This is a genomic window from Sporolactobacillus sp. THM19-2 (assembly GCF_004153195.1).
In the GTDB taxonomy this organism is placed as follows: Bacteria; Bacillota; Bacilli; order Bacillales; family Sporolactobacillaceae; genus Sporolactobacillus.
The window spans coordinates 39,100-65,086 of record NZ_SEMC01000010.1; the positions used below are offsets into that span (position 1 = coordinate 39,100).

The 25,987-nt window shown below is 48.9% G+C and carries 22 protein-coding genes, 1 pseudogene and 1 riboswitch; of the genes and pseudogenes, 8 read left to right on the top strand and 15 right to left on the bottom strand.

The window, feature by feature from the left end; translation table 11 throughout:
• Positions 1 to 48 precede the first annotated feature (48 nt).
• The 7 genes and pseudogenes from EWH91_RS09015 to EWH91_RS09045 all read right to left on the bottom strand — a co-directional run bounded on the left by EWH91_RS09015 (position 49) and on the right by EWH91_RS09045 (position 13,405).
• Positions 49 to 3,465, bottom strand: a complete 3,417-nt coding sequence (locus EWH91_RS09015; protein WP_165364288.1) for an SbcC/MukB-like Walker B domain-containing protein — start codon at positions 3,463 to 3,465, stop codon at positions 49 to 51.
• Positions 3,452 to 4,657: an exonuclease SbcCD subunit D gene (locus tag EWH91_RS09020; protein ID WP_129929721.1), complete on the bottom strand. Its 1,206-nt coding sequence runs from the start codon at positions 4,655 to 4,657 to the stop codon at positions 3,452 to 3,454. Before EWH91_RS09020 ends, EWH91_RS09015 begins: the two co-directional genes overlap by 14 nt.
• A complete protein-coding gene (gene addA, locus EWH91_RS09025) occupies positions 4,654 to 8,397 on the bottom strand; it encodes a helicase-exonuclease AddAB subunit AddA (protein ID WP_129929722.1) in 3,744 nt (1,247 codons plus the stop codon). Before addA ends, EWH91_RS09020 begins: the two co-directional genes overlap by 4 nt.
• Positions 8,381 to 11,884, bottom strand: a complete 3,504-nt coding sequence (gene addB / locus EWH91_RS09030) for a helicase-exonuclease AddAB subunit AddB (RefSeq protein WP_129929723.1) — start codon at positions 11,882 to 11,884, stop codon at positions 8,381 to 8,383. The genes addA and addB overlap by 17 nt, the downstream gene beginning before the upstream one ends.
• 235 nt (positions 11,885 to 12,119) lie before the next feature.
• Positions 12,120 to 12,413 carry a thiamine-binding protein gene (locus EWH91_RS09035; protein ID WP_129929724.1) on the bottom strand — a complete coding sequence of 98 codons (294 nt, stop codon included), beginning with the start codon at positions 12,411 to 12,413 and terminating at the stop codon, positions 12,120 to 12,122.
• 43 nt (positions 12,414 to 12,456) lie between these two features.
• Positions 12,457 to 12,576: pseudogene (locus EWH91_RS09040) on the bottom strand (peptidylprolyl isomerase); the annotation flags it as partial.
• 187 nt (positions 12,577 to 12,763) lie between these two features.
• On the bottom strand, positions 12,764 to 13,405 hold the full coding sequence (locus EWH91_RS09045) for a phosphatase PAP2 family protein (RefSeq protein WP_240697314.1): 642 nt from the start codon (positions 13,403 to 13,405) through the stop codon (positions 12,764 to 12,766).
• Between the two features lie 135 nt (positions 13,406 to 13,540).
• Between EWH91_RS09045 and EWH91_RS09050 the strand changes: the two genes are divergently transcribed.
• Complete coding sequence (locus tag EWH91_RS09050) at positions 13,541 to 13,990, top strand: OsmC family protein (RefSeq protein WP_129929726.1); 450 nt, start codon at positions 13,541 to 13,543, stop codon at positions 13,988 to 13,990.
• A gap of 38 nt (positions 13,991 to 14,028) precedes the next feature.
• Here the strand turns inward: EWH91_RS09050 and EWH91_RS09055 are convergent, their stop codons facing one another.
• From EWH91_RS09055 to menB, 3 genes are all read right to left on the bottom strand, one after another.
• Positions 14,029 to 14,346 (bottom strand): hypothetical protein, encoded by a 318-nt coding sequence (locus EWH91_RS09055; protein WP_129929727.1) that lies wholly within the window; start codon positions 14,344 to 14,346, stop codon positions 14,029 to 14,031.
• A 69-nt stretch (positions 14,347 to 14,415) separates the two neighbouring features.
• Positions 14,416 to 15,918 (bottom strand): o-succinylbenzoate--CoA ligase, encoded by a 1,503-nt coding sequence (locus tag EWH91_RS09060; protein ID WP_129929728.1) that lies wholly within the window; start codon positions 15,916 to 15,918, stop codon positions 14,416 to 14,418.
• A gap of 17 nt (positions 15,919 to 15,935) precedes the next feature.
• Positions 15,936 to 16,757, bottom strand: a complete 822-nt coding sequence (gene menB / locus EWH91_RS09065) for a 1,4-dihydroxy-2-naphthoyl-CoA synthase (RefSeq protein ID WP_129929729.1) — start codon at positions 16,755 to 16,757, stop codon at positions 15,936 to 15,938.
• A 213-nt stretch (positions 16,758 to 16,970) separates the two neighbouring features.
• On the opposite strand from menB, the gene fabL reads away from it, so the two are divergent.
• Positions 16,971 to 17,726: an enoyl-[acyl-carrier-protein] reductase FabL gene (fabL, locus tag EWH91_RS09070; RefSeq protein ID WP_129929730.1), complete on the top strand. Its 756-nt coding sequence runs from the start codon at positions 16,971 to 16,973 to the stop codon at positions 17,724 to 17,726.
• Between the two features lie 77 nt (positions 17,727 to 17,803).
• Here fabL and EWH91_RS09075 read toward each other — a convergent pair whose 3' ends face one another.
• Complete coding sequence (locus EWH91_RS09075; RefSeq protein WP_240697315.1) at positions 17,804 to 18,358, bottom strand: superoxide dismutase family protein; 555 nt, start codon at positions 18,356 to 18,358, stop codon at positions 17,804 to 17,806.
• A gap of 131 nt (positions 18,359 to 18,489) precedes the next feature.
• Here EWH91_RS09075 and mscL point away from each other — a divergent pair, with 131 nt between their 5' ends.
• The gene (gene mscL, locus EWH91_RS09080; protein ID WP_206184316.1) at positions 18,490 to 18,948 is read left to right on the top strand and encodes a large conductance mechanosensitive channel protein MscL; all 459 of its coding nucleotides are present in this window, start codon (positions 18,490 to 18,492) and stop codon (positions 18,946 to 18,948) included.
• A 135-nt stretch (positions 18,949 to 19,083) separates the two neighbouring features.
• Positions 19,084 to 19,368: a hypothetical protein gene (locus EWH91_RS09085; RefSeq protein ID WP_129929733.1), complete on the top strand. Its 285-nt coding sequence runs from the start codon at positions 19,084 to 19,086 to the stop codon at positions 19,366 to 19,368.
• Here the strand turns inward: EWH91_RS09085 and EWH91_RS09090 are convergent, their stop codons facing one another.
• Positions 19,369 to 19,866, bottom strand: coding sequence for an NUDIX hydrolase (locus tag EWH91_RS09090; protein WP_129929734.1), 498 nt, complete (start codon positions 19,864 to 19,866; stop codon positions 19,369 to 19,371).
• Between the two features lie 171 nt (positions 19,867 to 20,037).
• On the opposite strand from EWH91_RS09090, the gene EWH91_RS09095 reads away from it, so the two are divergent.
• From EWH91_RS09095 to EWH91_RS09105, 3 genes are all read left to right on the top strand, one after another.
• On the top strand, positions 20,038 to 20,316 hold the full coding sequence (locus tag EWH91_RS09095; protein ID WP_129929735.1) for a YdbC family protein: 279 nt from the start codon (positions 20,038 to 20,040) through the stop codon (positions 20,314 to 20,316).
• Positions 20,317 to 20,676: 360 nt separating this feature from the next.
• Complete coding sequence (locus EWH91_RS09100) at positions 20,677 to 21,591, top strand: 1,4-dihydroxy-2-naphthoate polyprenyltransferase (RefSeq protein WP_129929736.1); 915 nt, start codon at positions 20,677 to 20,679, stop codon at positions 21,589 to 21,591.
• A gap of 100 nt (positions 21,592 to 21,691) precedes the next feature.
• Positions 21,692 to 21,822, top strand: a riboswitch (FMN riboswitch).
• A gap of 217 nt (positions 21,823 to 22,039) precedes the next feature.
• Positions 22,040 to 22,648, top strand: a complete 609-nt coding sequence (locus tag EWH91_RS09105; protein WP_129929737.1) for an ECF transporter S component — start codon at positions 22,040 to 22,042, stop codon at positions 22,646 to 22,648.
• 82 nt (positions 22,649 to 22,730) lie between these two features.
• Here the strand turns inward: EWH91_RS09105 and EWH91_RS09110 are convergent, their stop codons facing one another.
• Both EWH91_RS09110 and EWH91_RS09115 read right to left on the bottom strand, forming a co-directional pair.
• A complete protein-coding gene (locus EWH91_RS09110) occupies positions 22,731 to 22,826 on the bottom strand; it encodes a YjcZ family sporulation protein (RefSeq protein WP_129929747.1) in 96 nt (31 codons plus the stop codon).
• 89 nt (positions 22,827 to 22,915) lie between these two features.
• Complete coding sequence (locus EWH91_RS09115; protein ID WP_129929738.1) at positions 22,916 to 23,446, bottom strand: acyl-CoA thioesterase; 531 nt, start codon at positions 23,444 to 23,446, stop codon at positions 22,916 to 22,918.
• A 295-nt stretch (positions 23,447 to 23,741) separates the two neighbouring features.
• Here EWH91_RS09115 and EWH91_RS09120 point away from each other — a divergent pair, with 295 nt between their 5' ends.
• Entirely contained in the window at positions 23,742 to 24,719 is a 978-nt protein-coding gene (locus tag EWH91_RS09120) for a 3D domain-containing protein (RefSeq protein WP_129929739.1), read from the top strand.
• A 101-nt stretch (positions 24,720 to 24,820) separates the two neighbouring features.
• On the opposite strand, the gene EWH91_RS09125 is transcribed toward EWH91_RS09120, so the two are convergent.
• On the bottom strand, positions 24,821 to 25,921 hold the full coding sequence (locus EWH91_RS09125) for a D-alanine--D-alanine ligase (RefSeq protein WP_129929740.1): 1,101 nt from the start codon (positions 25,919 to 25,921) through the stop codon (positions 24,821 to 24,823).
• Positions 25,922 to 25,987 lie beyond the last annotated feature (66 nt).

The window sequence follows — 25,987 nt, forward strand, 5'->3', positions numbered from 1 at the left end:
TATACTGTAGCGTTTTAATATGAACGGAAAATGAACAAGCCGTATTTTTTACAATAATTCCATGTGAACGCGGCTCCCTTTTCCCGACGGCTGAGCCGGTTCGACAATCAGCCTCCGCGGCAACCGTTCCCGCATTTCCGGCACGTGACTGATGACTCCGATGGACAGCCGGTGCATATGCAGTCTCTCCAGCGCCGTCACAACTGTATCCAGTAAATCCGGATCCAGCGTACCGAATCCTTCGTCCAGAAAGAAAAACTGCAGTGGGACCTTGCCACGTAACTGAATCTGTTCAGACAGAGACAGCGCGAGTGACAATGAGGTCAGGAAGGTTTCTCCTCCGGAAAGTGAAGAAACCGGTCTCCGTAATCCCCCGTTCCCATCATCCCGGACAATAAAACTGCCGGCATCATCAACTTCCAGTGCATAACGGTTACGTGTCAGTTGTCCCAGTCTCTTCGAAGCGGCATAGCAGACCTGCTGCAGCTGTTCTTTGGCAATAAAGGAAACAAAGGCATTGCCTCGGAACACGCGCTGAAGTTTATCCAGCTGGTCTGCTGATTTCTGCCGCTGCTTTCGCTCTTTCTCCAGGCTGATAAAAAGGTCATGTTTTCCTTCAACATCGGACAACTCTTTGACACACGCCCCGTACTGTTCACTGAGCGCCTGACTCTTCTCCTTAAGCAGATTGCAGTCCTCTTGCGCCTTTTCCACTTGTTCCTTCGTTGCCGATCTTCCGGACAGTTTTTGTTCCAGCGTCAGAAGGCTTGAAGAAACGGCTCCTGTTTCTTTTTCGTAGCGGGCTACTTTTTCAGTTATCCTTTTGTTTTCTCTCTCATTCATTAATGCTGTTCTGACATCCTCACGGGAAGTAAACTCAGAAGAAGAAACTTTTTCCTTCCAGACTTTCACAGCCCTTTCCCGTGAAGCACGAACCCGGGTCAGGTGATCGGAAGCGCCATTCATCCGTTTGTCTTCGATGTGAAACAGGTCGAGGGCACGCTGCCAGCTTTCGTTGCAGGCATTCTGGTCAGCTTTTAATTTTTGAATCAGAACTTCTGTCGCCTTCAGATCTTCTTCAATCGAGGCATCCTCCGCAAGCCCCAGTGACCTCAGTTCGTTTTTACATTGCGCCGCTGTATGGCGCCGGGCGTCTGCCGTCCCTTTCAGTCCGTTCCATTCAGCTTCCTGTTTTGCCTTCTGCTGCTGCAGATCCTGAAGCTGATCAATCGTCCGGTTATATTTTCCACGGAGACTGCCCAGCTGATTTTGAATATTTTCCGACTGACTGTCGGATTCCCGGATTTTATCAGCAATCTGCTTGAGCTGATCCCCTGACGGCCAGTCAGCGGGCCAGTTTTTCTGGATCTGTTTCATTTTTTCTTTTAATTTCTCTGCACTTCGGGCGATATCCTTCTGTTCTTTTTCAACAAAATTCAGCGAAGAGGCGGTCGCTGCCCCTTCTTGCAACAGAGTCTGGACACGGGTCTTCAGATGATCCAGCCTCTCGGTGATCTCCAGTACATCCTGTCGTCCCGCCCTGACGGAGGCTTCTGTCTCCCCCATCAGAGTCTCTACCGGTGCATCTTTTCTGATTCTCTCCTCCGGCCACTGATCAGCACCCGTGAGTTTCTCTGATTGAACAGAGTCTGTCCTCATTCCGGGTAAAAGTGCAGAGGCCGTCTTGACCGCCTGCTCCAGATTCGCAAGCAGGATCCGGATATCCTGATCCTGCTGCATCAGCGTGTTCGCCGCATCCTGCCAGGATTGAATCATCTGATCAGATGGACCCTTCCTGCTGTCTGCAGCCACCGCAGGCGCAGGATGGTGCAGCGCACCGCAAACCGGACAGGGGGCGCCTTCCTGCAGTCCGCCTGCCAGATTGTGTGCCAGTGTCTGCCTGTACGCTTCGTCTTTCTCGTGGACAGCCTCTTCTTTTTTTGCCAGAAAATCATTCTTAAGTATTTTGATCTTGCTGCTCAGGTCTGACAGACGATTATAAACATGCATGCAGTGGGCAAACCATTCTTTACCTTTTTCTGTCAGCCGTTTAAGGGTCGTCTGCTGCTGATCTGCCTGCATGCGCAGAGACTGATGATCTTTCTCTTTCATCTTCCACTTGATCCGTTTCTCATCAATCTGAGTGCGAAGTGAATCTACATCCTTCTTTGCGTTCTGTGCCTGGCTGACCTGTTGCCTGAGCGCGCTGGTTACTGTGTGCTCCTGAAGCCTTTGTTCAAGTTGCCGGATCATGCTGGTCAGGCGATCCCTTTTTCGCGCTTCTTCCTCAGAAAGTTCGTTAAGTCTGCTAACCCTTTCGGACAATACTCTGATCTTTTCTGAAGCCGTTTCTGCGTCTTTTTTCGCCTGATCAAACTGTTTCTTTACGCTGATGCCCTGTATCAGCACCTTTTTCTTTTCGATCAGCAAAGGTTCCCTGGTCTCCAGTGCCTTTCTGGCCTGGATGAATGCCTTTTTTTCAGTCTGTTCTGCTGTTCTGGCCGCTTCCAGCCGGGCAGAAGCATTTTTCATTTCCTGTTCAGAATCGGCCTGCTCACGTTCAGAAGCCTCAAGCGTTTCAAGATAGGGGATGATCTTTTCCGCTGCATCACTCTTTGTCAGTCTCTTTTTTTCTTCTTCAATTGCAGATTTTTCCCTGATAAGTGTCTGGAGCTGCCTTTTTTTCATCGCAAGCTCATTCTGCAGATCAAAGATATTTCTTATTTCTTCCTGCCGCTTCTCCTCTAAATCAAGCTGCTTCCCCGTCTCAGTCAGTTTATGATGAATCTTTATGCTTTCTTCTCGCAGGGCACGGACATGTTCCGAAGACGCATCACCAAGAACCGCTTCTTTCTCAGCAATGACTGCCAGTCGCTGCTGAACCGAAGCCGCGTGATTTCTCAGGCGTAAGGTCAGCACATCCCCATATTGTTCGAGGTGAAAAATGCGCTGGAGCATCTGGCGTCGTTCGATTCCCCTGAGTTTCAGGAATTCAGAAAATTTCCCTTGCGGAAGGACGACGGCCCGCGTAAAGTCATCGTGTGTCAGTCCGAGAATCTCCTGAATTTTACCTGTCACATCACGTTCCTTATCCGCCAGCACAGTCCTGCTGCCGTCAGGGCCAATCTGAAACAAGCGGCAGCTGCTCATTCTCAGACCGCCTTCCTTTGTCCGCTTATAGGCCCGCTCAGCCCGGTAGCGTTCGACGGTGTCTCCATTAAGTTCAAAAGTAAAGCTGACAGAGAGCTGATCCTCCAGCTGGTTGAGTATACCCTGAGTATGATTGGATGCCCGCTCGACGGTCCCATACAAAGCCAGGGTCATAGCGTCAAGAATGGTTGATTTGCCGCTCCCCGTAGGTCCAAAAATACCAAAGATCCCATCTGCACATAATTGTTCAAAATCGATTCGCTGCCTGTTACGAAAGCTGTTCAGTCCCTGAAGTGTCAGTTCAATCGGTTTCATGTCTGTCCCTCCCTGCCGCAGCTTCCTCTTCTGCTTCATTGTCCTGAAGAAGCTGCAGAAAAAGGCGCACAAGTTCCGGTTCGGGTTCGGCTCCACGGGTCTGCTCTTTATAAAAACGGATAAAGAGCTGATCAATCGGGAGATGCGTACGGGCCTGATCCTGCAGATCCGGCCCTCCCGCCTGGTAAATGGGCCGGATACCGACTATGTAAGGGTCTGCTTTGCGCAATTCCTGAATCTCGTGCATATTAAGCGCGTGATCAAGCTGAATCTCCAGGTCGATCCACGCGTCACCGTCGCGCCCTTCATCAAGCCATCTGTGCACTTCGTCAAGGCCGTTTTCTGCTCTCCAGCGGACAAGCGGTCTCCCCGAAACCAGGGGTATTTCTTTAACCTGTGCCTTTTTTCCCGGCTGCACATCGATGATCGTCACCGATTTTTTGTTTCCTGCTTCAGAAAAACTGTAGGCAAGGGGGGAACCGGCATAACGGGTCGGAACCGGGGACCGCTCAATCGTCTGAGGACGATGCAGATGACCAAGAGCCACATACTGCGCTTCTTCGGGAAATGATGATGGATACACCGTATAGGCCCCTCCGACCTGAACCGGTCGCTCTGATTCCGACTCTTTTCCGCCGGATGTGAATACATGGGTCATCAGCACATTAACTGATCCCGGTGTAAATTTTCCGGCATGTTCGGAAAAAAGCATGTTCAGGCGGTCATTATACGCCTCCTGAATGGCGCTTTCTTCATTCATTGCACTCAGACATTCATTGAGCCGTGATTCAGAGGGATAGGGGACGCATCCTGCAATCAGTGTTTCCCCTGTTCGTTCAACAGGAACGCGGACCGGATCTGGCGTCGGACGTCCGATAATGGTAATGCCCTGCCGTCCGGCCAGTGGCCTTGAAGCCTGCAGGCGGTCGGGACTGTCATGATTTCCGGCAATAATTAAAAAAGGGCGTTTACCCCCTTTTGCGATTCTTTCTGCTGTTTCATAAAAAAGAGATTCAGAGATGGCAGGCGGATTGACCGTATCAAACACATCCCCTGCCATCAGTACAGCATCCACCTGTTCTTCATCTGCAATTCGGCAAATCTCGTCCATGACCGACTCCTGTTCATCCTGCCTGGAACGCCCTTCCAGCGTTCTGCCAAGGTGCCAGTCCGCCGTGTGCAGCAACCTCATTTAAAAATCCTCCTCTCACCGGTCAGATCCACGAATTTTCCAATATCAAAAGCATATAAACCGATTCTGGAAACGGGACGATGCCAGATTTTCTCAATGGCGAGCCGGTACAGATCGAGCTGCACGTGATACCGGCGCTTTAATTCTTTCATGGCCTCGCTCTCGTCCGGGAAACGGCCGGTTAAACGGTCCGTTTTATAATCGAGCAGGATCAGACCTTCCGCCGTTTCGATAATACAGTCAATCACTCCCTGGATCAGGACAGCTTCATCGGCAGGATCACCGCGCCATGTCGGATAAACCTCTCCGGCCGGAAGGACCAGACTGAACGGACATTCTCGCGAGACTTTTTCCGCCTGCTGCATTTTTCTTCCGGCAGATGTCCGGAAGAAAGCACTGACTGCCTGATAATCCAGACTGTTCTCCTGTTCAGGGGTCAATATCTCTTTTTCAACCAGCTGCTCCCCCTGAACGCGTAGCTGTCTGATATCCAGTGGGCCGGCCAGATTCAGATGCTGCATCAGAAGGTGAAGCGCCGTACCTCGTTCAGAAGCCGACAGTCCGCCGCTCTGAAGAAAACGAGGGCGATCTCCTGCTGTTACTGAAAAACGTCCGGACAGCAATCGATTATCCTGTCCCGCGCTGAAGTAATCCTGCTGCGATTTGATTTCAGTGACCGTCTGTTTGGCCATAGAAGTCGCCGCCTGTTGCCAGGGATACACCCACTCAAGCCGGCGGCTGACTTCATCTTCCCGTCCTGATGCTGAAGGGACCGGTCGGAAGTGCCTGACCTTTTCCATTCGGGTCTGATCTCTTTCCGGTTTCTCCTGTTCCCTGACCACCGCTGAAGAAGGGATCAGCTGCACATGCCATACAGAAGGATCGCGTGAAACAAAATCCCGGTCCGGTCTGACTTGAGCCAGGTCATGCAAGGGGACCGCCGAGCGGTGCCGCAGGATGCATGGACCCAGCCAGTCCAGAAAAGCGGACGCAGTGCTGCGATAGTATTCCGGAAGCAGCCAGTCCCGGGTTTTTATCGCTCCGGCCCAGTGTTGCACCGTTTTCTCCAGATTGCGAACCGCACCCGTCAGGATCAGTTTCTCCCGGGCCCGTGTCAGGGCGACGTAGAGGATTCTCATTTCTTCAGCATTGGCCTCTTTTTTCATTTGTTCTTTAATGGCCAGATAGGGCAGCGTGGGTACACTAATCCGCTGATCCGGATCAATCCAGCGTGTACCGAATCCAAGCGATTTGTGCAGAAGCGCAGGCGCCAGTGTATCTCTCCTGTTAAACTTTTTATTTATGCCGGCAACAAAAACTACCGGAAACTCGAGCCCTTTACTTTTGTGAATCGTCATGATCCTCACGACATCTTCCTGTTCACTGAGCGCACGAGCTTCACCGAGATCCCCGCCGTTCTTTCTCAGGCGCTCGATAAATCTCAGAAAACGGAACAGGCCGCGAAACGACGTCTTTTCATATTGCCTTGCCCGGTCATAGAACGCTTTAAGATTAGCCTGTCTCTGCGTCCCGCCGGTCAATCCTCCTGCATAATCGTAAAAACCGGTATCCCGGTAGATCTGCCAGATTAATTCAGAAACAGAATGACTGACGGACATATTTTTCCATTCCGACAGCTGTTCCAGAAAGGCGTTCAGTTGATCTCTCAGACTGCCCTTTGCTTCTGCAACATACTTTTTCAGCGCTGAAAAGAAGTTTCCGCTCCGATCGGTGATACGGATCTGTGCCAGCGCATCACCATCCAGCCCGACTATTGGTGACCGCAGAACTGAAGCAAGCGGAATATCCTGAAACGGGTTATCAATGACCTGAAGAACGGAAAGCATCACGGAGACCTCATTCGCGTCAAAATAGCCGGTTGACAATTCGGCATAAGCCGGAATTCCCCGTGCGTCAAGCACCTCTTTCATTGCCGTCGCCGTTTGACTTGCCGACCGCATCAGGATGGCGATATCCCGGAAACGAACAGGACGCATCTGACCTGTCTTTTTGTCGCAGACCCGAAAAGCAGGGCCCGTTCCATTTCCTGTCATAGCCAGAATCCGGTCGGCAATAGCTGCCGCTTCCAGTTCTTCATTTTCGTATTCTTCGACCCCGTTATCTGCCGCACGCTCTCCTTCAGCATCTCTTTCAATCAATTCCAGGTCGACCGCTCTGCCTGCTTCCGGATAATCTGCGCCGTACTTCAATTCGGCCGCCTGATCATAGGCAATGTCTCCGACTGCTTCATCCATCGTCTGTCTGAAAATAAAATTGGTGCCGTTGATGATCTCAGGTCGACTTCGGAAATTACTGGATAGATCGATTTTTTCACCATCTGTATCACTGCCGGCAAAGTTTTTGTATTTTTCAATGAAGAGAGCCGGTTCCGCCAGACGGAATCCGTAAATGCTCTGTTTCACGTCACCCACCATAAACAAATTACCGCCGTGCTTCCCGTCTCTTGTGATCAGCCGGATAATCGACTCCTGCACCCGGTTCGTATCCTGGTATTCATCAATCAGTACTTCTTCAAAGTGAGACCGGTATTGCGTGGCGACTACAGAAGGAGCTTCATGACCCGGCGCTGAACCTTCTTTTCTTAATACCGTCAGGGCTTCGTGTTCGAGATCGGAAAAATCAAGGACACCCTTCCGCCTTTTTTCCTTTTTAAATGCTGCCGCGAACTGCTTCACGAGTTTGCCTAACTGTTCAACGGAGGGAGCCATATCTTTCAAATCCCGTAGAGCCTCTTCAGATGAACGTGAAAACCACTGGTCTTTCAGATCACTGACCTCTTTTTTCACATGATCCCGTATTTTTTTCACCTGATCTTTAAGCGTTGCAGCAACGTCATGTCCTCTCGAGGCTTTCATTTTCCCAAAAGACAGAGCGAGTACTTCCGACCGAATCTCTTCCCAGCTCTTTCCCTGAGTATGCAGCACGCGCTCAAGCCCGTTCAGGTCCAGAGAAAGAGTCTCTTCATAGACAGCCGGTCCGCCCGGTTCCCCGCAAATTTCACGCGCTTCAGAAAGCGCCGCAACAAATCCTTTTATTCTTCGAAACAGGGATTCTTTCAGATCCTTAATCCATGAGAAATCATCAATCGAAGCCTCCTGATCCGGATGGTAAGCGCGCACCATCTGATTCAGCCAGTCATCCGGCCAGGGATTGCTTCGGGCAAAATGATACAGGCGAAAGACCAGATTAAGCAGTGCATCGTCACTCCTGTCACCGGAATAACGGTCGACAAGTCTGAAAAACTCAGGATCTCCGGAGGCATAGTTTTCTTCAAGTACCTGTTCCAAGACTTCTTCTTTGAGCAGTTCCGCTTCTGTTTCGTCGAGGAGACGAAATCCGGGATCAAGGTCAAGAAAATAGTAATATTTTTTAATAATGGACATGCAGAAGGCGTGAAGGGTCATAATGGGTGCTTTACTGAGCAGCGCCTGCTGCCTGCGGAGAAACAGATTTTCCGGATGCGCCGAAAGTTCTTTCTCCAGTGCCTGTCCGATGCGTTCTCTCATCTCCGAAGCTGCAGCCTTTGTGAACGTGACGACCAGCAGTTCATCAATATTGACCGGATGCCCGGGATCCATGATCCTGCGGATAATGCGTTCAACCAGGACCGCCGTCTTTCCGGATCCGGCTGCCGCGGCAACCAGAATATCGTGCCCTTTTTCCGTTATCGCGCGCCATTGCTCATCGGTCCATCTTGTTCCCTCAGGCTTTGGGGTCATCGTTCTCCGTCTCCTTTCCCTTTATTTCTTCCAGTACACGGTCTGCAGAAAGTTGCTTCAGAACCCGGTAATTATTGCCCGGCCGGGACTGATCAAACAGACATACCGGTCTGAACGGGCAATAGGTACACGGGACGCGGCTCTTATCTTTAAAAGGAGCAATGCGGACATCCCCGCCGGTTATTTTCTGACCGACGTCTTTCATCACCGCTCTGGTGTATGTTCTTAAGGCATGAAACTGCTCTTTCCCGGCAACGGACGAGCCTTTGTAATAGCCGCCGTTTTTCTTCAGCCCGAAAGGCGCGATCTGTGACCAGCCGCCCTGAGCATGTGCATCATTCAGGAGCAGAGCAGGTTCATCGGCCAGCAGCAGTCCCTTCATTTTAAACTTTTTATACAGTTCTTCTTCGATCGCGTCCCCAGGAAGCTTGTGATCGAGGCTGAGTGTCGGATTGTGTATGTGAAAATACAGGACACCCGCCGGTTCTGCCTGGGTACCGATCCACTTCTGTGAGTACGTAATCACCACATCAAGATAGGCAAGCATTTGCAGGGCAAGGCCGTAATAAACATCTGACAGATTTAAATCCTTTAATCCTGACTTGTAGTCAATGATTCTGAGCAGAATCCGGTCTCCGATGGTTGCCTTATCAATCCGATCAATCCGCCCGACAACCTCCATCCGGCAGCCTCCGGGCAGGTCAAATGTCAGTGCGGGAAGAGGCTTTCCCGGTCCAAACGGGAGTTCGAGGCCGACCGGAACAAACCCGCTTGACTGCGCGTGACGGCGCATGACCCGGGCTGCCCGGGCAACGACCTGCTCCAGTTTGTGCTGCAGGTAACCGTAGCGGCTGCTGCTTGTCAGAATCTGGTGCTGCAGATTCGGGGCGATCCGCGTCACGGTTTCAGAAGCCAGTTTATCGCAGTCTCCTTCTGACAGGTCATTCCAGGTCATGTGATGAGACATAATTTCTTCGATCATTTTTCTTACGGCCAGATGGAACAGCTGCCCAATATCCGGAGCGTCGAGCTGAAAAACCTCACGCTCCCTGAGGCCCAGTCCGTAGGAGGCAAACTGGGAAAACGGGCAGGCGTTGAAGCGTTCCATCCTCGATACACTTGCCTGAATCGTCTCTCCGTAGAGTGCCCTGGCCGATGCCGGACTGAGAGAGGCTTCATTTCGCGAAAACAGACCCGAGAGACGCCTGCGTGCGGTATCTTTCCATTTTACCCGTGACGTATACCAATTATATGTATCCCACCAGATATCGGACATGCCGTATCCCTTTTGCCATTCTCTGATTTGTGCGGCAAGATAACTTATCGTTTTCCCTGGTGCATTGATAAACTGCATCTGGTTCTCTTCGGAGAGCGCCCGCGGCTCCGATGGCGACAACCTCACTTTAAGTCCGGGAAAACGACGTTTGATCCTGCCGATCAGGGGAGAAGCCTTCATGGATTCTCCTGCTTCCGAGGCTAATGGATAAGACAGGAACAGCCTTTCCGTCGGGAGTGACAGGGCCCGGAAACACAGTTCATTTTCACCGGACATCTGTCCGTTATCACCCTCAGCAACATGCAATCCGCGTTCTTCCAGGAGTGTCCGGTCCTCGTCTGAAAACAGGCCGCGTTCGGAAGGTTTTGCCGGAAGGACGCCCTCATTGACGCCAAGCAGAAAAACGGCTTTGAGTTCAGTTGAGCGCATCCGGTCCAGACTGCCTGCCAGTACCTGATCCAGTGCAGGAGGTACGAGGGCGAATTCAAGCTGATCGAGACCGGTATCAATGATTTTCGTAAAAAGATCGAGCGACAGCGGTTCATCGCCTGCTCCTTCCACACACTGGTCCAGCATGTCGATGACGGCCTTCCAGACCTGCCCGTGTTCTTTTGCTTCTTCAAGCTGCCCCTTTTTTTCCGCATCTCTTGCCAGCCATTCCAGTTTATCCGGTATCATGAGATTGATCAGAAAATCGTAGATTGCCTTACATTTATCCCGGATATTTTTGGCTGATTTCAGTTCCTGCTCAAAACCCTGCAGAGGCCCGGCAATCAGAGCACGAAGGTGGTTAATCCGCTTCTGTGCCTCCCGCTCTTCTTTCGACATTTTCCCCGGCTCTTCTTTTAGCCCGCGATTCACTCTGTAATCCCACGGCTTCTTTTCCGTCCACTTTTTCCGGCCATATATGCCATAGGCAAGCACATAGTTTTCAAGTTCATCAATGGCCTCCCGTGCTTCAGAAAGGGGGATACCCGCGGGATGAATCAGGTCCGTTTTGGCACAGCGAAATACCGGCTCATAGCGCCAGTTCTGCTGCACAACCTCCAGGGCGGACCGGATCAGTTCGATCAGCGGATGATGGCGCATCGATTTCTTTTGATCGATAAAAATCGGAATCCCGTAATCTCCGAATATCGTTTCTATCAGATCGGCGTATTGATCCAGATTCCGCACAAGAACCGTTATTTCCCGATATCTGATGGTGTGATCGCGTGTCAAAGCAATAATATCCCTTGCCGCCTGTTCAATTTCTTCCCTTTTATTAACGGCCTCAGTCAGAACAATACCATCAGTCTGATCACATGTCGCAAGTGGATACCGTCCAAATGACAAATTCAGATGCTTCAGGGCTCTTTTCTGCGTACGAACGACCCTGCTTTTAATGATCAGCGGTTCAGATGGAAGCTGCATTTCCTCTGCCCAGGCATCCAGCTGAATATAGAGCAGTGCAGGATGTCTGAATGGGGAGAACTCGTCGGGCGGCCTGTCATAGGCTTTATCCGCCCCGATGATAACGGTTGTCCGTTTTGCAGTCTCCATCAGTTCCTCTGTGACAAGCTGTTCTTCCGGTGTCATGGTCTGGAATCCGTCAACCCATACTTCCGCCTGTTTCAGAAAATCTGTTTCCTTCATTTTCCCTGCGGTTAACTGGAGATAATCATCGCTGTCGAGGTACTTTCCTTCAAGTTCTGCTTCAAAAGACTGATAGACCAGTGACAGATCGTGAAGTTTGTCCCCGAGAAGCCGGTCTCCATCATGCTCCTCATCGACTGCCTTTGCATGAGCGGAAAGACGTTCCGGAGTCAGACAATAACGTTTGAGCTCTGTCACCGTATCTTTAAGTACATCATAGAAGCCGTTCTGTTCCGATGCTTTGCGGAATAAACGCAGCTCACCCCGGCTTTGCTCAACAATTCTGCGAAGCAGCATGGCGACACCTGTTCCATTCAGATGGATCCGTGTGATCCCTCCAGACTGCTGGAGGACGCGCAGTGCAAGCCGGGGAATGCTGTAGACATTCAGACGCGTCATACCGCCTGTGCCGACAGCTCTGGCAAACTGATATTCCATACTGAAGGTCATGTGTTCCGGTACAAGATAAATCAGCGGCGGTCCGGATGGATTTTCCCGAAGCCGGCTGATGACTTCCTGCATGCAGGCTGTCGTCTTCCCCGTACCCGGGCGTCCCAGTATAAAACGTACCGACATCAGCATTCCCCCTCAAAAACTTTTATCCGATCACAACCAATCGAACTTTTTCTATTATAACATAAAGAGAACGTCTGTTCCCACCTATATTCTACATTTTACTCTGAAAATCTTCTTCATATCATTCTGAGTACCATAAAAAAAAGCGGTCAATATGAACCGCCTGAGTTGCCTCATTCATTCTGTAAACAGCTATACAGTTGTGGCCGGCAGCCCTGCGACAGCCTTCTTTATCTCAGGATTTCCGGTACTTTCCAACTTTTTCCTCAATCGATGTACCCTGCGGCCGGAAATGAATTTTTACTTCAGCTGCAACTTCATCGGCACCTGCCTCAACTGTTGCATAAATTGTTTTTTTCACGACTTCAAGCAGGTCGTCCAGTTCCCCTTCCAGAACCGTCTCCAGGGCGTCAACTTCATATTTCACCCCTGATTTCTGAATTTCCTCAATCGCTTTGTCGACCAGGCCATATGTCTCTTTTTCTTTTGAAAAAGGAAGAATCTGCAAACCAACATTACTTTTCGGCATGGTACATGCCCCTTTCTTTTTTAGTCTTCCTGATCCCGGACTGTCAATTGATCATGATATCACCGTTTTTCATTGCTCGAACCGTATCCAGTCCCTCTGTGACCTGTCCGAAAACAGGATGAACTCCGTCGAGATGCGGCTGCGGCGTATGGACGATAAAGAAGTGAAGGACGGGCCGTAAACATGCCCAGGCGGGGGATACCTGCCCGCAGGAGCCCGATGGGTTCAACAAACAATCATTGGGGGATGGGCCTAGGCTAAAAACGAGGACGTCCTGTTGCAATGCCTGCACGGGCACGATCTGTGCGCCCGAAAATCCCGGCTGATTGAAGTTTCACTTTATTTTCATCTTAACGGCATCCGCGCCTGGAATCAATAAAAATGACAATCAGTGCAGTTATTCCGACAAATACGCCGCCCATGCAGTAACCGGCAAGAATATCTGTAAAAAAATGGACACGAAGGAACGGCCGGCTGAAACCGATCAGAACGATCATCGCCAGACAAAGCGCGATCCAGAGTCTGCGCATGGACCTGTGACGGATCAGCGGAGCAATCAGAATTATAAGGAGTCCATAGACTGTGGCAGCGTTCATGGCATGGCCGCTGGGAAAACTGTAACCTGTCTCATGGACCAGGTGGGGAAAATCAGGGCGATCCCGCATCACCCAATGTTTCAGAAGTGAATTCATTCCCCGTTCAGCCCAGAAAGCCAGCGGCAGCAGAACCAGCGCCACAAGCCTCTTTTTATAAATAAGAAAAAGAGAGGCCAGAATAATGATGATGATTAACAGCCGGCTCGTCCCAAAATCCGTTATTTTAGAGAAGAAAAAAACAGTGGTGTCCGTCCTGAACAGATCAAGTGCCTGGATCAGCCGATTGTCCAGAGAACGGACCTCCGGGACCCGCACAAGCAGAACAAAGATCAGAAACAGCAGTGCACTGACAAGCACCAGCCACAGCCAGCGGACGGCAACATTTTTTTGATTCATCATGGACCTCCTCCACTGATGTCTGTACAAAACTGCACGTCAGGTTTTGCCTGTTCAGACATCGAATCCCCGTTTTTGCAGCGATAACGAACAATCCTTTATAATGAAAGAAAGCGAATTAAAGAAGGCGATATTTTGACTGATTTTACCTTCCATGCCGGCGGATGCTGGCGTGGTTCCTGGGACGGCAGCGGCCGGATCAAAGCCGGCAATCTGGAAAATGTGATTTCCGTCGATCCGTCGATGGGGGGAGCCGGTACAGGAACAAATCCTGATGAACTGCTGCTCAGTGCACTTTCTTCCTGCTATATGATCACGCTTGGCATTAGACTGCATAAGGAAAACATCGTTTATGACCATATTTCTATTCAGTCGGAAGGTTCAGTAACCAAAAAAGGGGGACTTCATTTTGAAAGTGTGACACACCGGCCGATCATCTGTCTTTCCGGACAAATCACTGATCATCTGCGTGAAAGGCTGTCCTTCTGCATCAGACAGGCTGAAAAAGACTGCATGATCGCAAAAGCCGTACACGGAAATGTGCGGATCAACGTAGCTCCGCGTTTTGAAACAGTAACAGGTTAATTCAGACAAAAAGCATGGACAAGAGCACACGCTTCTGTTCATGCTTTTTCTTTTTTAATGAACATCATGAATTTATACAGGTTGTCACGTACGAGATAATTCGTCTGCTGAATCTGACGTGAAAGCTTCCGGACTTTTTCTTTCTTTTTGAAAAAATCCAGCTGCATGTTTGATATTTTCTCGGTCAGTTCATTTTTCTCAATGACGATTTTTTCCGTCTGGCGACGCAGGCGTTCACTCGTTCTGGAAATTTTAGCCAATGACCCCTTCATTTGTCTGGCCGTTCTTGAAGCTGAAACAAAAAAGCCAATGACCGCTGCGACAACCAGTATCAGGCTTAAGTAGACAATAATCATCATGCACGCCTCTTTTCGGATCGATCACTCCATGGTGTACCCTCTGCTCTTATCATACCCTAACCGGCGTTAAAGATCATATTTTGTGTGTAAATTTTCCGGTAAAAACTGCGCCAGTTTCCTTCTCAATAATTTTCTCGAGGCATTCCGCGGCATGGCGTCAACCCGAATGACCCGGACAGGGATCTTGTAGCGGGCGAGCCTGCCTGCGCAGAAGCGGAGTATCTCTTCTTCAGTAATGTGCTGTTCGTTTTTGGCTATGGTGACAAAGGCACAGGGGACTTCTCCCCATTTTTCATCCTTTACACCGATGACACCGGCTTCTTTAATAGCAGGATGACTCATAAGGACAGATTCGATTTCCGCCGGATAAACGTTCTCTCCACCGGATATAATCAAATCACAGCGCCGGTCCAGGACATACAGAAAACCATCGCTGTCCAGATACCCGATATCACCTGTATGCAGCCATCCGTTCGTAAAGGCACGTTCGGTTGCCGCCGGGCGCCGCCAGTAACCTTTTGTCACATTCGGACCCCGCACAAGGATCTCACCGGGCGACCCGGAATCAGACTGGGCCGGGCGGTCAATGCGTACCTCACCGGGAAAAAGGGGTTTACCTGCTGATCCGATTTTCGAAAACATATATTCAGGAGACAAAGTAACCATTTGCGAAGCCGTTTCTGTCAGTCCGTATGTCTGATATACGGGGACGTGTTTTGTCTCACACCGGCGCAGAAGGGGAAGCGGCGCCGGTCCGCCTCCGAGCAGCATGCAGCGAAACGGTCCGGGATAATTTTTATCCTGCAGATCATCAAGCATGCGCCTGAGCATGTTCGAGACAACAGACATCATCGTCACCCCGTTAAAGCAGATCTGCCGGTTAGCTTCCTGCGGATCAAACTTTTTGCGCAGAACAACCGTCATCCCGTAAATCAGATTTTTCATCAGAATCGATAGGCCGCTGACGTGGAAAAGCGGCACACAAGAGAGCCATTTATCGGACCGTTCCAGGCCGAGATTCAGTGCTGAACCGACTGCACTCCACCAGTGATTACCACAGGTCAGAACAACGCCTTTCGGGTGACCGGTAGTGCCCGAGGTATAAATGATCGTGCATGGTGCGCTCATATCCATTTCACCTGGCACTTCTCCGGCTGCTTCACGCGCGTTCATGATGTCTGACTTATTTATAAATGGGATCGAATTTTTCCTGGCGACGGCGATTCCCGCCGCTTCACAAGCCTGATCACTGATCACTTTTTTTGCCTCACTGTCCTCAGCCTGCCAGCTCAGTTCATCCACACTCAGTCGGATATTAAGTGGAACAGCGACGGCTCCGATCATCGCAAGGGCATGATAGAGACGGACGAGATCAAGTGTATTTTCACCGAGGAGAGCAATAGGATCCCCTTTTTGGATTCCAAGAGCCAAAAGGCGCCGTGCGATACCGGTAACCTGGCTGCACAGCGTTTTAAAGGTCATGTCCCCGTCTTCCGTTTCGAAAGCAATCCGATCAGGTGTCAGACGGGCGCGCTGAATCAGCCAGTTCGGCATTTTCAACTCATTCATGACTGATCATCACCTTATCAGGGAAACTTTGGAAATCTGCTGAAATCCGGGTCACGTTTTTCTTTAAAAGCGTCACGGCCTTCTTTTGCCTCATCGGTTGTGTAATAAAGCAGCGTGGCATCCCCGCCCAGCTGCTGCAGTCCGGCCAGGCCATCTGTGTCGGCATTAAATGAAGCTTTGAGGAACCGCAGCGCAGTTGCACTTTTTGACAGCATTTCCTTTGCCCACTTAATTGTTTCATCCTCCAGATGTTCGAGCGGAACGACTGCATTCACGAGTCCCATGTCCAGCGCCTGCTGCGCATTATATTGACGGCACAGAAACCAGATTTCACGGGCCTTCTTCTGGCCGACTATACGCGCCAGTAACCCTGCACCGTAACCGGCATCAAAACTTCCGACTTTCGGTCCTGTCTGGCCGAATACGGCGTTATCCGCAGCAATGGTCAGATCACAGACCACCTGAAGGACATTTCCTCCACCTATGGCATACCCGGCAACCATGGCAATCACAGGCTTCGGGATAATCCGGATCAGGTGCTGCAGATCAAGAACGTTCAGGCGCGGCACATGATCACTTCCGACATATCCGCCATTTCCCCGGACCTTCTGATCACCGCCTGAACAGAATGCTAACGTTCCCGCACCAGTCAGGATGACTACACCGATACTTGAATCATCTCTGGCGCGTGAGAAGGCGTCAATCATTTCCATGACTGTTTTTGGTGTAAACGCGTTTCTTACCTGAGGGCGATTAATTGTTATTTTGGCAATGCCTTCATACCGTTCAAAAATGATCTCATCATAAGGCTCGATGACCTTCCATTCAACAGAGGACATGTTAAAGAGACTTCCTTTCTGACAATAAAAGTATGTATGCGTTTCCGTGATTTCCCGCACATCACAGTTTATTTTATCACACGACAGATCATCAGTCAGAATCAAGGCTCACCACCGGTACTTTTCGCGTCTGAAATCAAAAAAGATCATACCGGTCTTGCCCGGTTTTCATCCGTTTTGCTATACTGTATGGGATAAAAAGGGGGATCTGAGTTGGGGAAAAAAGTAGCCTTGATCACCGGTGGGACAAGAGGTATCGGCAAAGCCATTGCTGAAAAATTTGCGCAGAACGGGTACACCCTTGTACTTAATTATGCACGGAAGGCCTCTAACGCTGAAAAAACGAAACAGGATATTGAAGAAAAATATGGAACAGAAGTGAAAACATGTAAAGCAAATGTCGGTGAAGTGGGTCAGATTCAGCAATTATTTAAATCGACGGAAGAAGCTTTCGGGAGACTGGACGTCTTTATCAACAATGCCGCTTCAGGTGTCCAGCGCCCGCTTATGGAAATACAGGAAAAACACTGGGACTGGACACAGGACATCAATGCCAAAGCCTACCTTTTTGCCGCACAGCAGGCCGCAAAGCTGATGCAAAAATCAGGGGGCGGACACATTGTCGCCCTTTCCAGTCTCGGCGCCGTACGTGCCCTGCCCAATTATGTCGTTGTCGGTGTTTCAAAAGCGGCTGTCGAAGCGATCACGCGCTATCTGGCCGTTGCTCTGGCACCGATGAATATCACGGTAAACACGGTTTCCGGTGGTGCTGTGGATACAGACGCACTGAAACACTTCCCTAACAGAGCGGAACTGCTGGAACAGGCAGCGAAACGCAATCCTGCCGGCCGTATTGTGCAGCCTGAGGATCTGGCGGAAGCCGTTTATTTTCTCTGCACGCCGGCCGCGTTTATGATCCGCGGGCAGACCCTTACAGTCGATGGTGGTCTGTCCCTCCTTGCCGAATAATACACCATCAGAAAAAAGGAAGAGGCTTAAGTCCTCTTCCCTTTTTTCGGTCATCATCCAAACCCGATCTGCCAACATTAACGGATCACGCCGCAGATAACACGTTTTCCGGAGTTTCCCGCAGGATCTGTTTTCTGATCATCCCCTGATTCATGAATAATCAGGGCTGAACCATCAGCATCCCTGAGTGAGTTCGCCTTTCCTTCTTCCAGTGTCACCATGGGATTAAAAATAACTGTTTTTACCCGGCCCTGACTGTCGGCAAAAATATTCGGCATATCGCCTGCATGCGGGCCAAGAGGATTTTTTAATCCATGTTTTTTATGTTCCGGATTAAAGTGTTCACCGGCAGACATAAAGTCCGGAGGCGAGCAAATGCCGTTTTCATGGAAATGGATGCCATGTATCCCCGGTTTCAGCTTTTCGGCCTGGAGGGCAATTCTGACCCCTTTTGCTGTTTCCGTTAAGATGGCTTCCCCAACCTGCTCTCCAGAGGAATCGGTCAGCTGGACAATCAGTCTCTGATTTTTTTGTTCTTTAGCACTTACGCGGTCACCTGACTGGTTTCCATAAGCTGCTGCGACAAGAATCACGACCGTACACACGATATAAAAAAATCTTCCGAAGTTCAATTTGGATCGACCTCCCGGATATATCATGCTCAGAATACGTCATTTTACTCATTACAGCCCTTTTCAACCGGGAAAAATGATGCTATCCTTTCGATGAACTTGAAATAGAAACCGGGGGGAACCGAATGAAAATATTCAGGGAATTTAAAAGTTTTATCGCACGGGGGAATGTGATTGATTTAGCCGTTGCGGTCATTATCGGCGCAGCATTCGGGCAAATTGTCAACTCGCTGGTAAAGGATATTGTGATGCCGCCGATCGGACTCCTGCTTGGCAAGGTGGATTTCAGCAATCTGTATATTAATCTCTCCGGGAAAACCTACAGCAGCCTGGATGCGGCTCAAAAGGCCGGAGCACCGACGATTAACTATGGTTTATTTATTAACAGCATCATTAATTTTCTGATTATCGCTGCAGTCATTTTCTTGATGGTCAGGCTCATTAACCGCACACCCCTCAAAAAACCGGCCTCACCAGAGACTAAACTGTGTCCTTACTGTCTTTCTTCCATACCCGTCAAAGCCACGAGATGCCCGCACTGTACGTCTCAGCTCTCTGAACAGTCTGAACATGCAGCCGGTCAAAAATAAAAGTACAGATCTGAGGCAGCAGTCCTGTCATCACGGGCTGCTGCCACTTTTACAGATTCTTAAAAATTCACTACAAAATAATCCAGAATTATGTATAATGGGTGATGCACGATATGTATGGGAGGCAAGTGAGCCATGTCTTTGCAGGATGATCTGATCATGATGACCGGCATTCTCCTGATTATTGCCGGAATCGTCCTGATTCTGAAAAAAAGAAAATGCACCTTACCCTCTCGTCTCAAGCGACGCCTGCGGCTTCCCTCAAGATTTTTTGCTACGCTCGGCATTATTTTACTTCTTGCCGGTACTGCTCTGATCATCTCTCCTCTGCTCATCGTTAATATGGGACTCGATTTCTGGATTGTGTTTTTTCTGGGTGTCTTTGCCTGTCTGATGCTGTTGATCATGTTTTTTTTATAATTATCTAAGCTCTATGGATTGCGGAACCGGTCGTATTTCCGTGTGAACCAGTCGGTTTCCGGTAAACACACAGTGGTAGTTTTTCGGCTGACAATGCTCTGTGTCAAGGGTATCCCGCATGAAACTGAATAAGGAAGGTACCGTCCCGAAATTATCCTTTGACAGGATCCATTGCTCTGTCTTCCATTCAAGTATCCCCTCCCTGGTCCTCAGTGGTGTATGAAGCGCCGCAGCATCCGCTGCACGAACGACAAACAGATACATCCCCTCCAGTTTTTCACTGTCGGCGTTCCATGTGACGATGCCCCGGTATAACGGGTGAGTGACCTGAAGGCCTGTTTCTTCCCGGATTTCGCGGATCACACATTGTTCCGGCGTCTCCCCCGGCTCAAGCTTCCCACCGACACCGTTCCATGCCCCCTGCCACGGTTTTTTTTCCCGGTTAATCATGAGTATCTTCCCTTTATACTGAATAAAAGCAAGTGTATAGCGCAGCATATGTATCTCCTCTAAATGATTGACATGATCTTTTTCCTAACATTATAACAAAATGCGACCTGAGACTTTACTTATTTATCCAAAATTTTATTCAAAATCTTGACAGAACATCCGTTCCCGTTTATGATAATTACAGAACATTTGTTCTATATCCAATAATGAGGTGATCGCATGTCAGAATCAGAACAAAGAATCACATGTCACATTGTCGAACATTTCGGTGTTCTGTCAAAAGAGCCTTCCGGATGGACTCGGGAATTTAATTTGGTCAGTTGGAATAACCGTGAAGCAAAATACGATATCAGAAGCTGGTCAGCCGACAAGAAAAAAATGAGAAGAGGCATTACCCTGACCGGTGTTGAATGTGATGCGCTCCGGACACTGCTCAATGTCCGGTTTCCCCGACCACGGATACCGGCATCTTCTGAACCGGGAACCCCCCATCCCTAAGTAAAGTCCAGACTCTTTTTTTGCCCCCACCCTGTACCCGTGCAATCCTTCCGACAGGAACATCATTATAAACAGAAATGCTGCGTATGTACTTCAGGATTGACAGTACCTTTCTAATCTCATAAACTGAAATTGTTACAAAAATGTCGAATTCGTGACCCTTTTGTCTCATCATTTCATTTTAACATTTATCGGGTGCTGTCAGCCGCCCGATGATATAGCTGCATGACGCAGGAGCACCACATGCGCTGAACGGCAAGCTCATTCGAGCTGTGCTTTACCGGCCACGTCCTTCCGGTTGTGGCAGTTGACCGTCTGTCAGCCAATCTTTCTGGCATCTTATTATAGGAGAGATCAAATATGAATGGATCCGTTTTGGAGAAGAATACAGGTTTTAAGAAATGGTGGAAGATGATCCGCCCGCATACCCTGACGGCTTCCTTTGTTCCCGTCGCGCTCGGTACGGCACTGGTTCTGCCCATAAGAATTCCCGATTTTTTACTTTTTATCGAGATGTTAATTGCTTCCATGATGATCCAGATTGCAACCAATCTGTTCAATGAGTACTTTGATTTTAAAAGAGGACTGGATGATTCCAGTTCAGTCGGCATTGGCGGCAGTATTGTTCGTGATGGATTCCGGCCAAAGACGATCCTTTATCTCGCGCTCAGTCTGTGCGCCGCTTCCATGCTGATCGGGGTTTATATCTGTATGAAAAGCAACTGGTGGATTGCCGCCGCCGGATCGGTTTGTATTCTCACCGGCTACCTTTATTCCGGCGGGCCGTTACCGATCGCCTATACCCCCTTTGGAGAAATGATCTCGGGCTTATTTATGGGTATCTTTATCATCTGGATCTCTTTCTTCATCCAAACGGATATGCTGACACTGAACACGGTCCTTATTTCCATTCCGATCGGACTTCTCGTCGGGGGAATTAATATGGCGAATAACATTCGTGATTTATCCCGGGATAAGGAAAAGGGTCGAAAAACCCTGCCTGTTCTACTTGGACGACCGGCTGCCATTCGTGTACTCGCTTCCCTGTTTGTGATTTCTTATCTGTGGATCATCGGATTAATGGTCTTCCAGGTTGAATCAGCCTGGCTTCTGGTTGTTTTCGCCAGCCTTCCGAAAGCCATTCAGGCGACAAAGTTGTTTCGTGGAAAGACACGTTCTATTCAGCTGATGCCAGCCATGAAAGCTACTGCACAGATGCAGACACTCTTCGGCATCCTGCTCTCGGTCGGACTTGTACTGGATTATGTGATCTGACAACGGATCAGGGAGTACAGATCAGGATTCGTATTTATGTGAAAAAAAAACTTGATGAATACGCTTAACGGGTGTAAAATGTATGTGTAAATTGAATCAAATATTCCTTCAGGGCAGGGTGTGATTCCCGACCGGCGGTATTGGATTTAAACGTCCAGAGTCCGCGAGCCTTTTGGCAGATCCGGTGAGATGCCGGGACCGACAGTACAGTCTGGATGAAAGAAGGATGATGTGACGGCGCATTTTCCGCCTTCTATTCAGCGTTGAACAGCGAAGCGTGATGACAGGTCTGTCGTGCGCTCAGTGATATCAGCGAAGCCCAAAGGAATTTAATATCCTTTGGGCTTCTTTATTTTTCCGGCTTTTAAATAACCGCTGAACCGATGGTTGTATCCTGATAGAAACTCACCGCACACATCATCCCAATACTATCATGGGGTGATCTATTATGAAGGCTTTATCTTTGAAGAAAATGGTTCTGGTGTCACTGCTTGCAGCTCTGGGTTTCCTGATTATGCTGATCGCTTTTCCTGTACCGCTTTTCCCTGTTTTTCTGACCATGGATTTCAGCGATATACCTGCGTTGATTGGTGCCATCATACTCGGACCCGGGGCCGGTATTGCTATTGAAGCCATTAAAAATATTCTCCACGTGTTACTGACCGGATCTCTGACAGTCGTACCTGTCGGTGAATTGGCCAATTTTACTGCCGGCTCGATATTAATTCTCGTTACCTGGTGGTTTTACAAGAAAAAGCATACACTCTTCTCACTTGCCGAGGGTATGCTTGTCGGCACACTGATCATGACCATACTGATGGCTCTTGCCAATTATTACCTTATCTTTCCTGCTTATGCTGTCTTTCTTGGACTGAGTATAGACAGTGCCGTACAGATGTCCCAGGCAGCCAACCACAACATTCAGAACCTGATGACATTAATTGTTTATGGAGTCGCACCCTTTAATCTGCTCAAAGGTGTAGTTCTGACACTGTTAATGATCCCGCTCGGTGCACGCTTAAAACATTTTATTCAGAGAAAGCATACAGCTGCCTGATCTGTTCCTGGCGAAAAACAGCCGCGGACTTAAAAAAGTCCGCGGCTGTTTTTATTACCGGTTCATCTTGTCGGCCTGCTTATTAATAAACGAATGCCGTACCAACAATGATCAGCAAAATGAACAGAACAACGATTAACGCAAAACCGTTGCTGTAACCGCCGGAAGTTGCACCCATATCGTCACTCGCCCCTTTATTCCGTATTTTGAGCAGTTTTCCCCACTCAACAGTACATTCTATGCAAGTCACTCCTAAAGGTGTGGACATCAGATATTGTTCATCTCACGGTCCCAGGGTTTGTCCAGTGTCAGCTTTGAAGCAAATTTTTTCGTTTCCAGACGTCTTTCCTTCCTGCGCAAATAGCGCTTTTCGGCTGACTTAAAGAGCATCCGTTCTTCTTCACTTTCCGGTATGACTTTAGGTACGGGAACCGGTTTTCCATTTTTACCAATAGCAACAAACGTAAGATAGCACGTGGTACACAATTTACGTTCACCGGTCATTAAATCTTCAGTAACAATTTTCACGAATACTTCCATGGACGTATGGTGCGTCCATGTCACCATCGCTTCGAGGCAGACAGACGAACCTGCTTTTATGGGGTGGAGAAAATCCACAGAATCTATCGATGCGGTGACCACCGATTGCCGCGCATGGCGCATGGCCGATACAGCTCCGATATTATCAACATACATCATCAGTTTTCCGCCGAAAAATGTGCCATGATTATTTGTATCGTTCGGCATGACGTGTACAGAAGTAACCGAACGTGATGCATTCATTTTTTTCGCTTCCACCTTGTTATCCCCCTGGTAGTTAATTTATACGATCTGTATTCTGTCCTTCTCTAGTTTAGAGCAAATTATTTTTTTTACAAATTGAGAGCACTTCATGATACCCGTCAGGGAGACAAATATGTAAATATTTTTATCATAAATTTGAGAAAACATATTGACAAATCCAAAAAAACTTATCTCATTGTTACAGAACTGTAATCTGACTAATACACGTCTGAGATGTTGAGCCCTTACAATTACCGTTGGATGCAAAACAGGCTATCCTGTTTTGCCCGCCTAAGGAGGTTTTTACTTAATGAATATCATTAAAAGGCTGACCGCGCTGACAACCCTGACGGTGTTTTTCGGTATTCTTGCACCGACAACAATTGCCTTCGCGAAAACGAGCAGTACAAATGATAGTCACGCTGTAAAAAGTCAAAATCCTGAACTCAAAACAGCAGTAGGATTCAGTCAGAATGATCCGAGTTTACAACCAGATAGTAACAGTATCACCAGAATATTCGGAAATAGTTTGTTGCAATTGGGAGACAGCGGCCCTTCCGTTGCAGAGATTCAGGATACACTTCGCTTACTGGGTTATTATGGAGGAGAAGTGAATGGCGTATTTGGGGAATTGACAGCAGATGCCGTGAAGCACTTCCAGTCAAACCAGCACATCGCTGAGAACGGACTGGTTGGTCCAAATACAAAAACAGCACTGTATACCGTGTACTCTTCGTCCGATGAAGCCAGTGCATACAAAGCAAGAGCCGCTGAAATGAAACAGGAAGAAAAGGCTGCTGCTGAGAAAAAAGCTAAAGCAGAAGCCAAAGCAAAGGCCAAAGCAAAGGCTGAGGCAAAGGAAAAAGCAAGAAAAGCTGCCGAAGCCGCAGCTATTGCGGACCGTGAGAAAGAACAGGCTGCCAGAAAACCGGTGAAGCATGTTAAGGTCACTAAGGTCACGAAAGCAACTCATAAAGCAGCGAAAAAAGCGCCTGCGCCTCAGAGGCAGGCTGGTTCATCCATTACGGTCACAGCAACAAGCTATGCGCTCGGCGGCATATCGGCCACGGGTATTAACTTCTCAGATAACCCGAATGCAAAAGTCATTGCAGTTGATCCAGGCGTCATTCCACTCGGTTCGCGGGTCAAAGTACCGGGTTATGGTATCTATACTGCCGGAGATACAGGGGGAAATATTAAAGGAAAAAGAATCGATATCCATCTTCCGACCCGGCAGCAGGCCCTCCAATTCGGGCGTCGGACAATGACCATTCAGATTCTGCATTAATATGCGTTTTAAAAAGCGATGAGCCCTTCGGCTCATCGCTTTTTTTTCACTATCTTACGGCAAATTCAGGCTTCCGGCGTTTGCCGGTGACCAGGTTTTCTTTACTTATCGATCCGATACTGTATGGTCTGTTTTTCCCTGTGTCTCTCCAAACCGAGATCAATCAGTTTTTCAATCAGCTGTCTGTAAGAAACGCCGGTATGTTTCCACAGCAGAGGAAACATACTGAACTGAGTAAATCCCGGCATCGTATTGACTTCATTCAGAATAATTTTATGGTCTTTATCTCTGACAAAGACGTCAACACGTGCAAGGCCTGACAGATTCAAAGCCATAAATGCCCGCCTGGCCACATCTTCAAGTTCTGCTACCACTTTATCGGGAAGATCAGCTGGGATGATCAAGGTGCTTTTGCCTTCCTGATATTTTGACTGATAATCGTAAAATGCTGCGTCTTTCGTGATAATTTCACCGGGAACGGACACAGACAGGTCATGATTACCAATCACACCGCATTCAATCTCACGACCACTTACCTTTTCCTCAACGATGACTTTCGTATCGAACCTGAAAGCATCGGTAATCGCAGCGGATATTCCGGTCTCACTCAGGCACTGGCTGATGCCGACGCTTGAGCCGCAGTTCGCCGGCTTAATAAAGCATGGATACCCGATTGAATTCTTGATCTCAAGAATAACCGAAGGAGCGTCGTTCTCCCACTGATAGCGGGAAACAGACAGATAATCAGGTCCGGGAATCTGATGGGTCTTAAGGATATCCTTCATCATGACTTTATCCATGCCTGTCGCTGATCCGGCAACGCCTGAGCCGACATAGGCAATATTCAGTAACTCAAACAGTCCCTGAACAGTACCGTCTTCACCATTGGGGCCATGCAGCAGTGGAAAAACAATATCGGGCTGATTTGCCTTTGCAATGGGAGCGGACGGAGCCAGCCAGTGTTCAGACTGCTCTTCCAGCTGTGCATTTTCATTCAGGAGCAGTTGATCCTTACTCGTCAACTGCTTCGTAATCTCCGAACCCGCTACCCACTGACCGTTCTGCCTGATATGAACCGGGAAAATTCTGTATTTACTTCGGTCCATGGCATTAATCACAGAGAAAGCGGTCAGAAGTGATATTTCATATTCAGTTGACTTCCCGCCATAGAGCACGGCGACTTTCTTTTTTTCATTCGTCATTATGAATGCCTCAATTCTCTTTCTGATTCCAGCGGATCTCATATACCCGCCGCTTTTTAGTTTAGC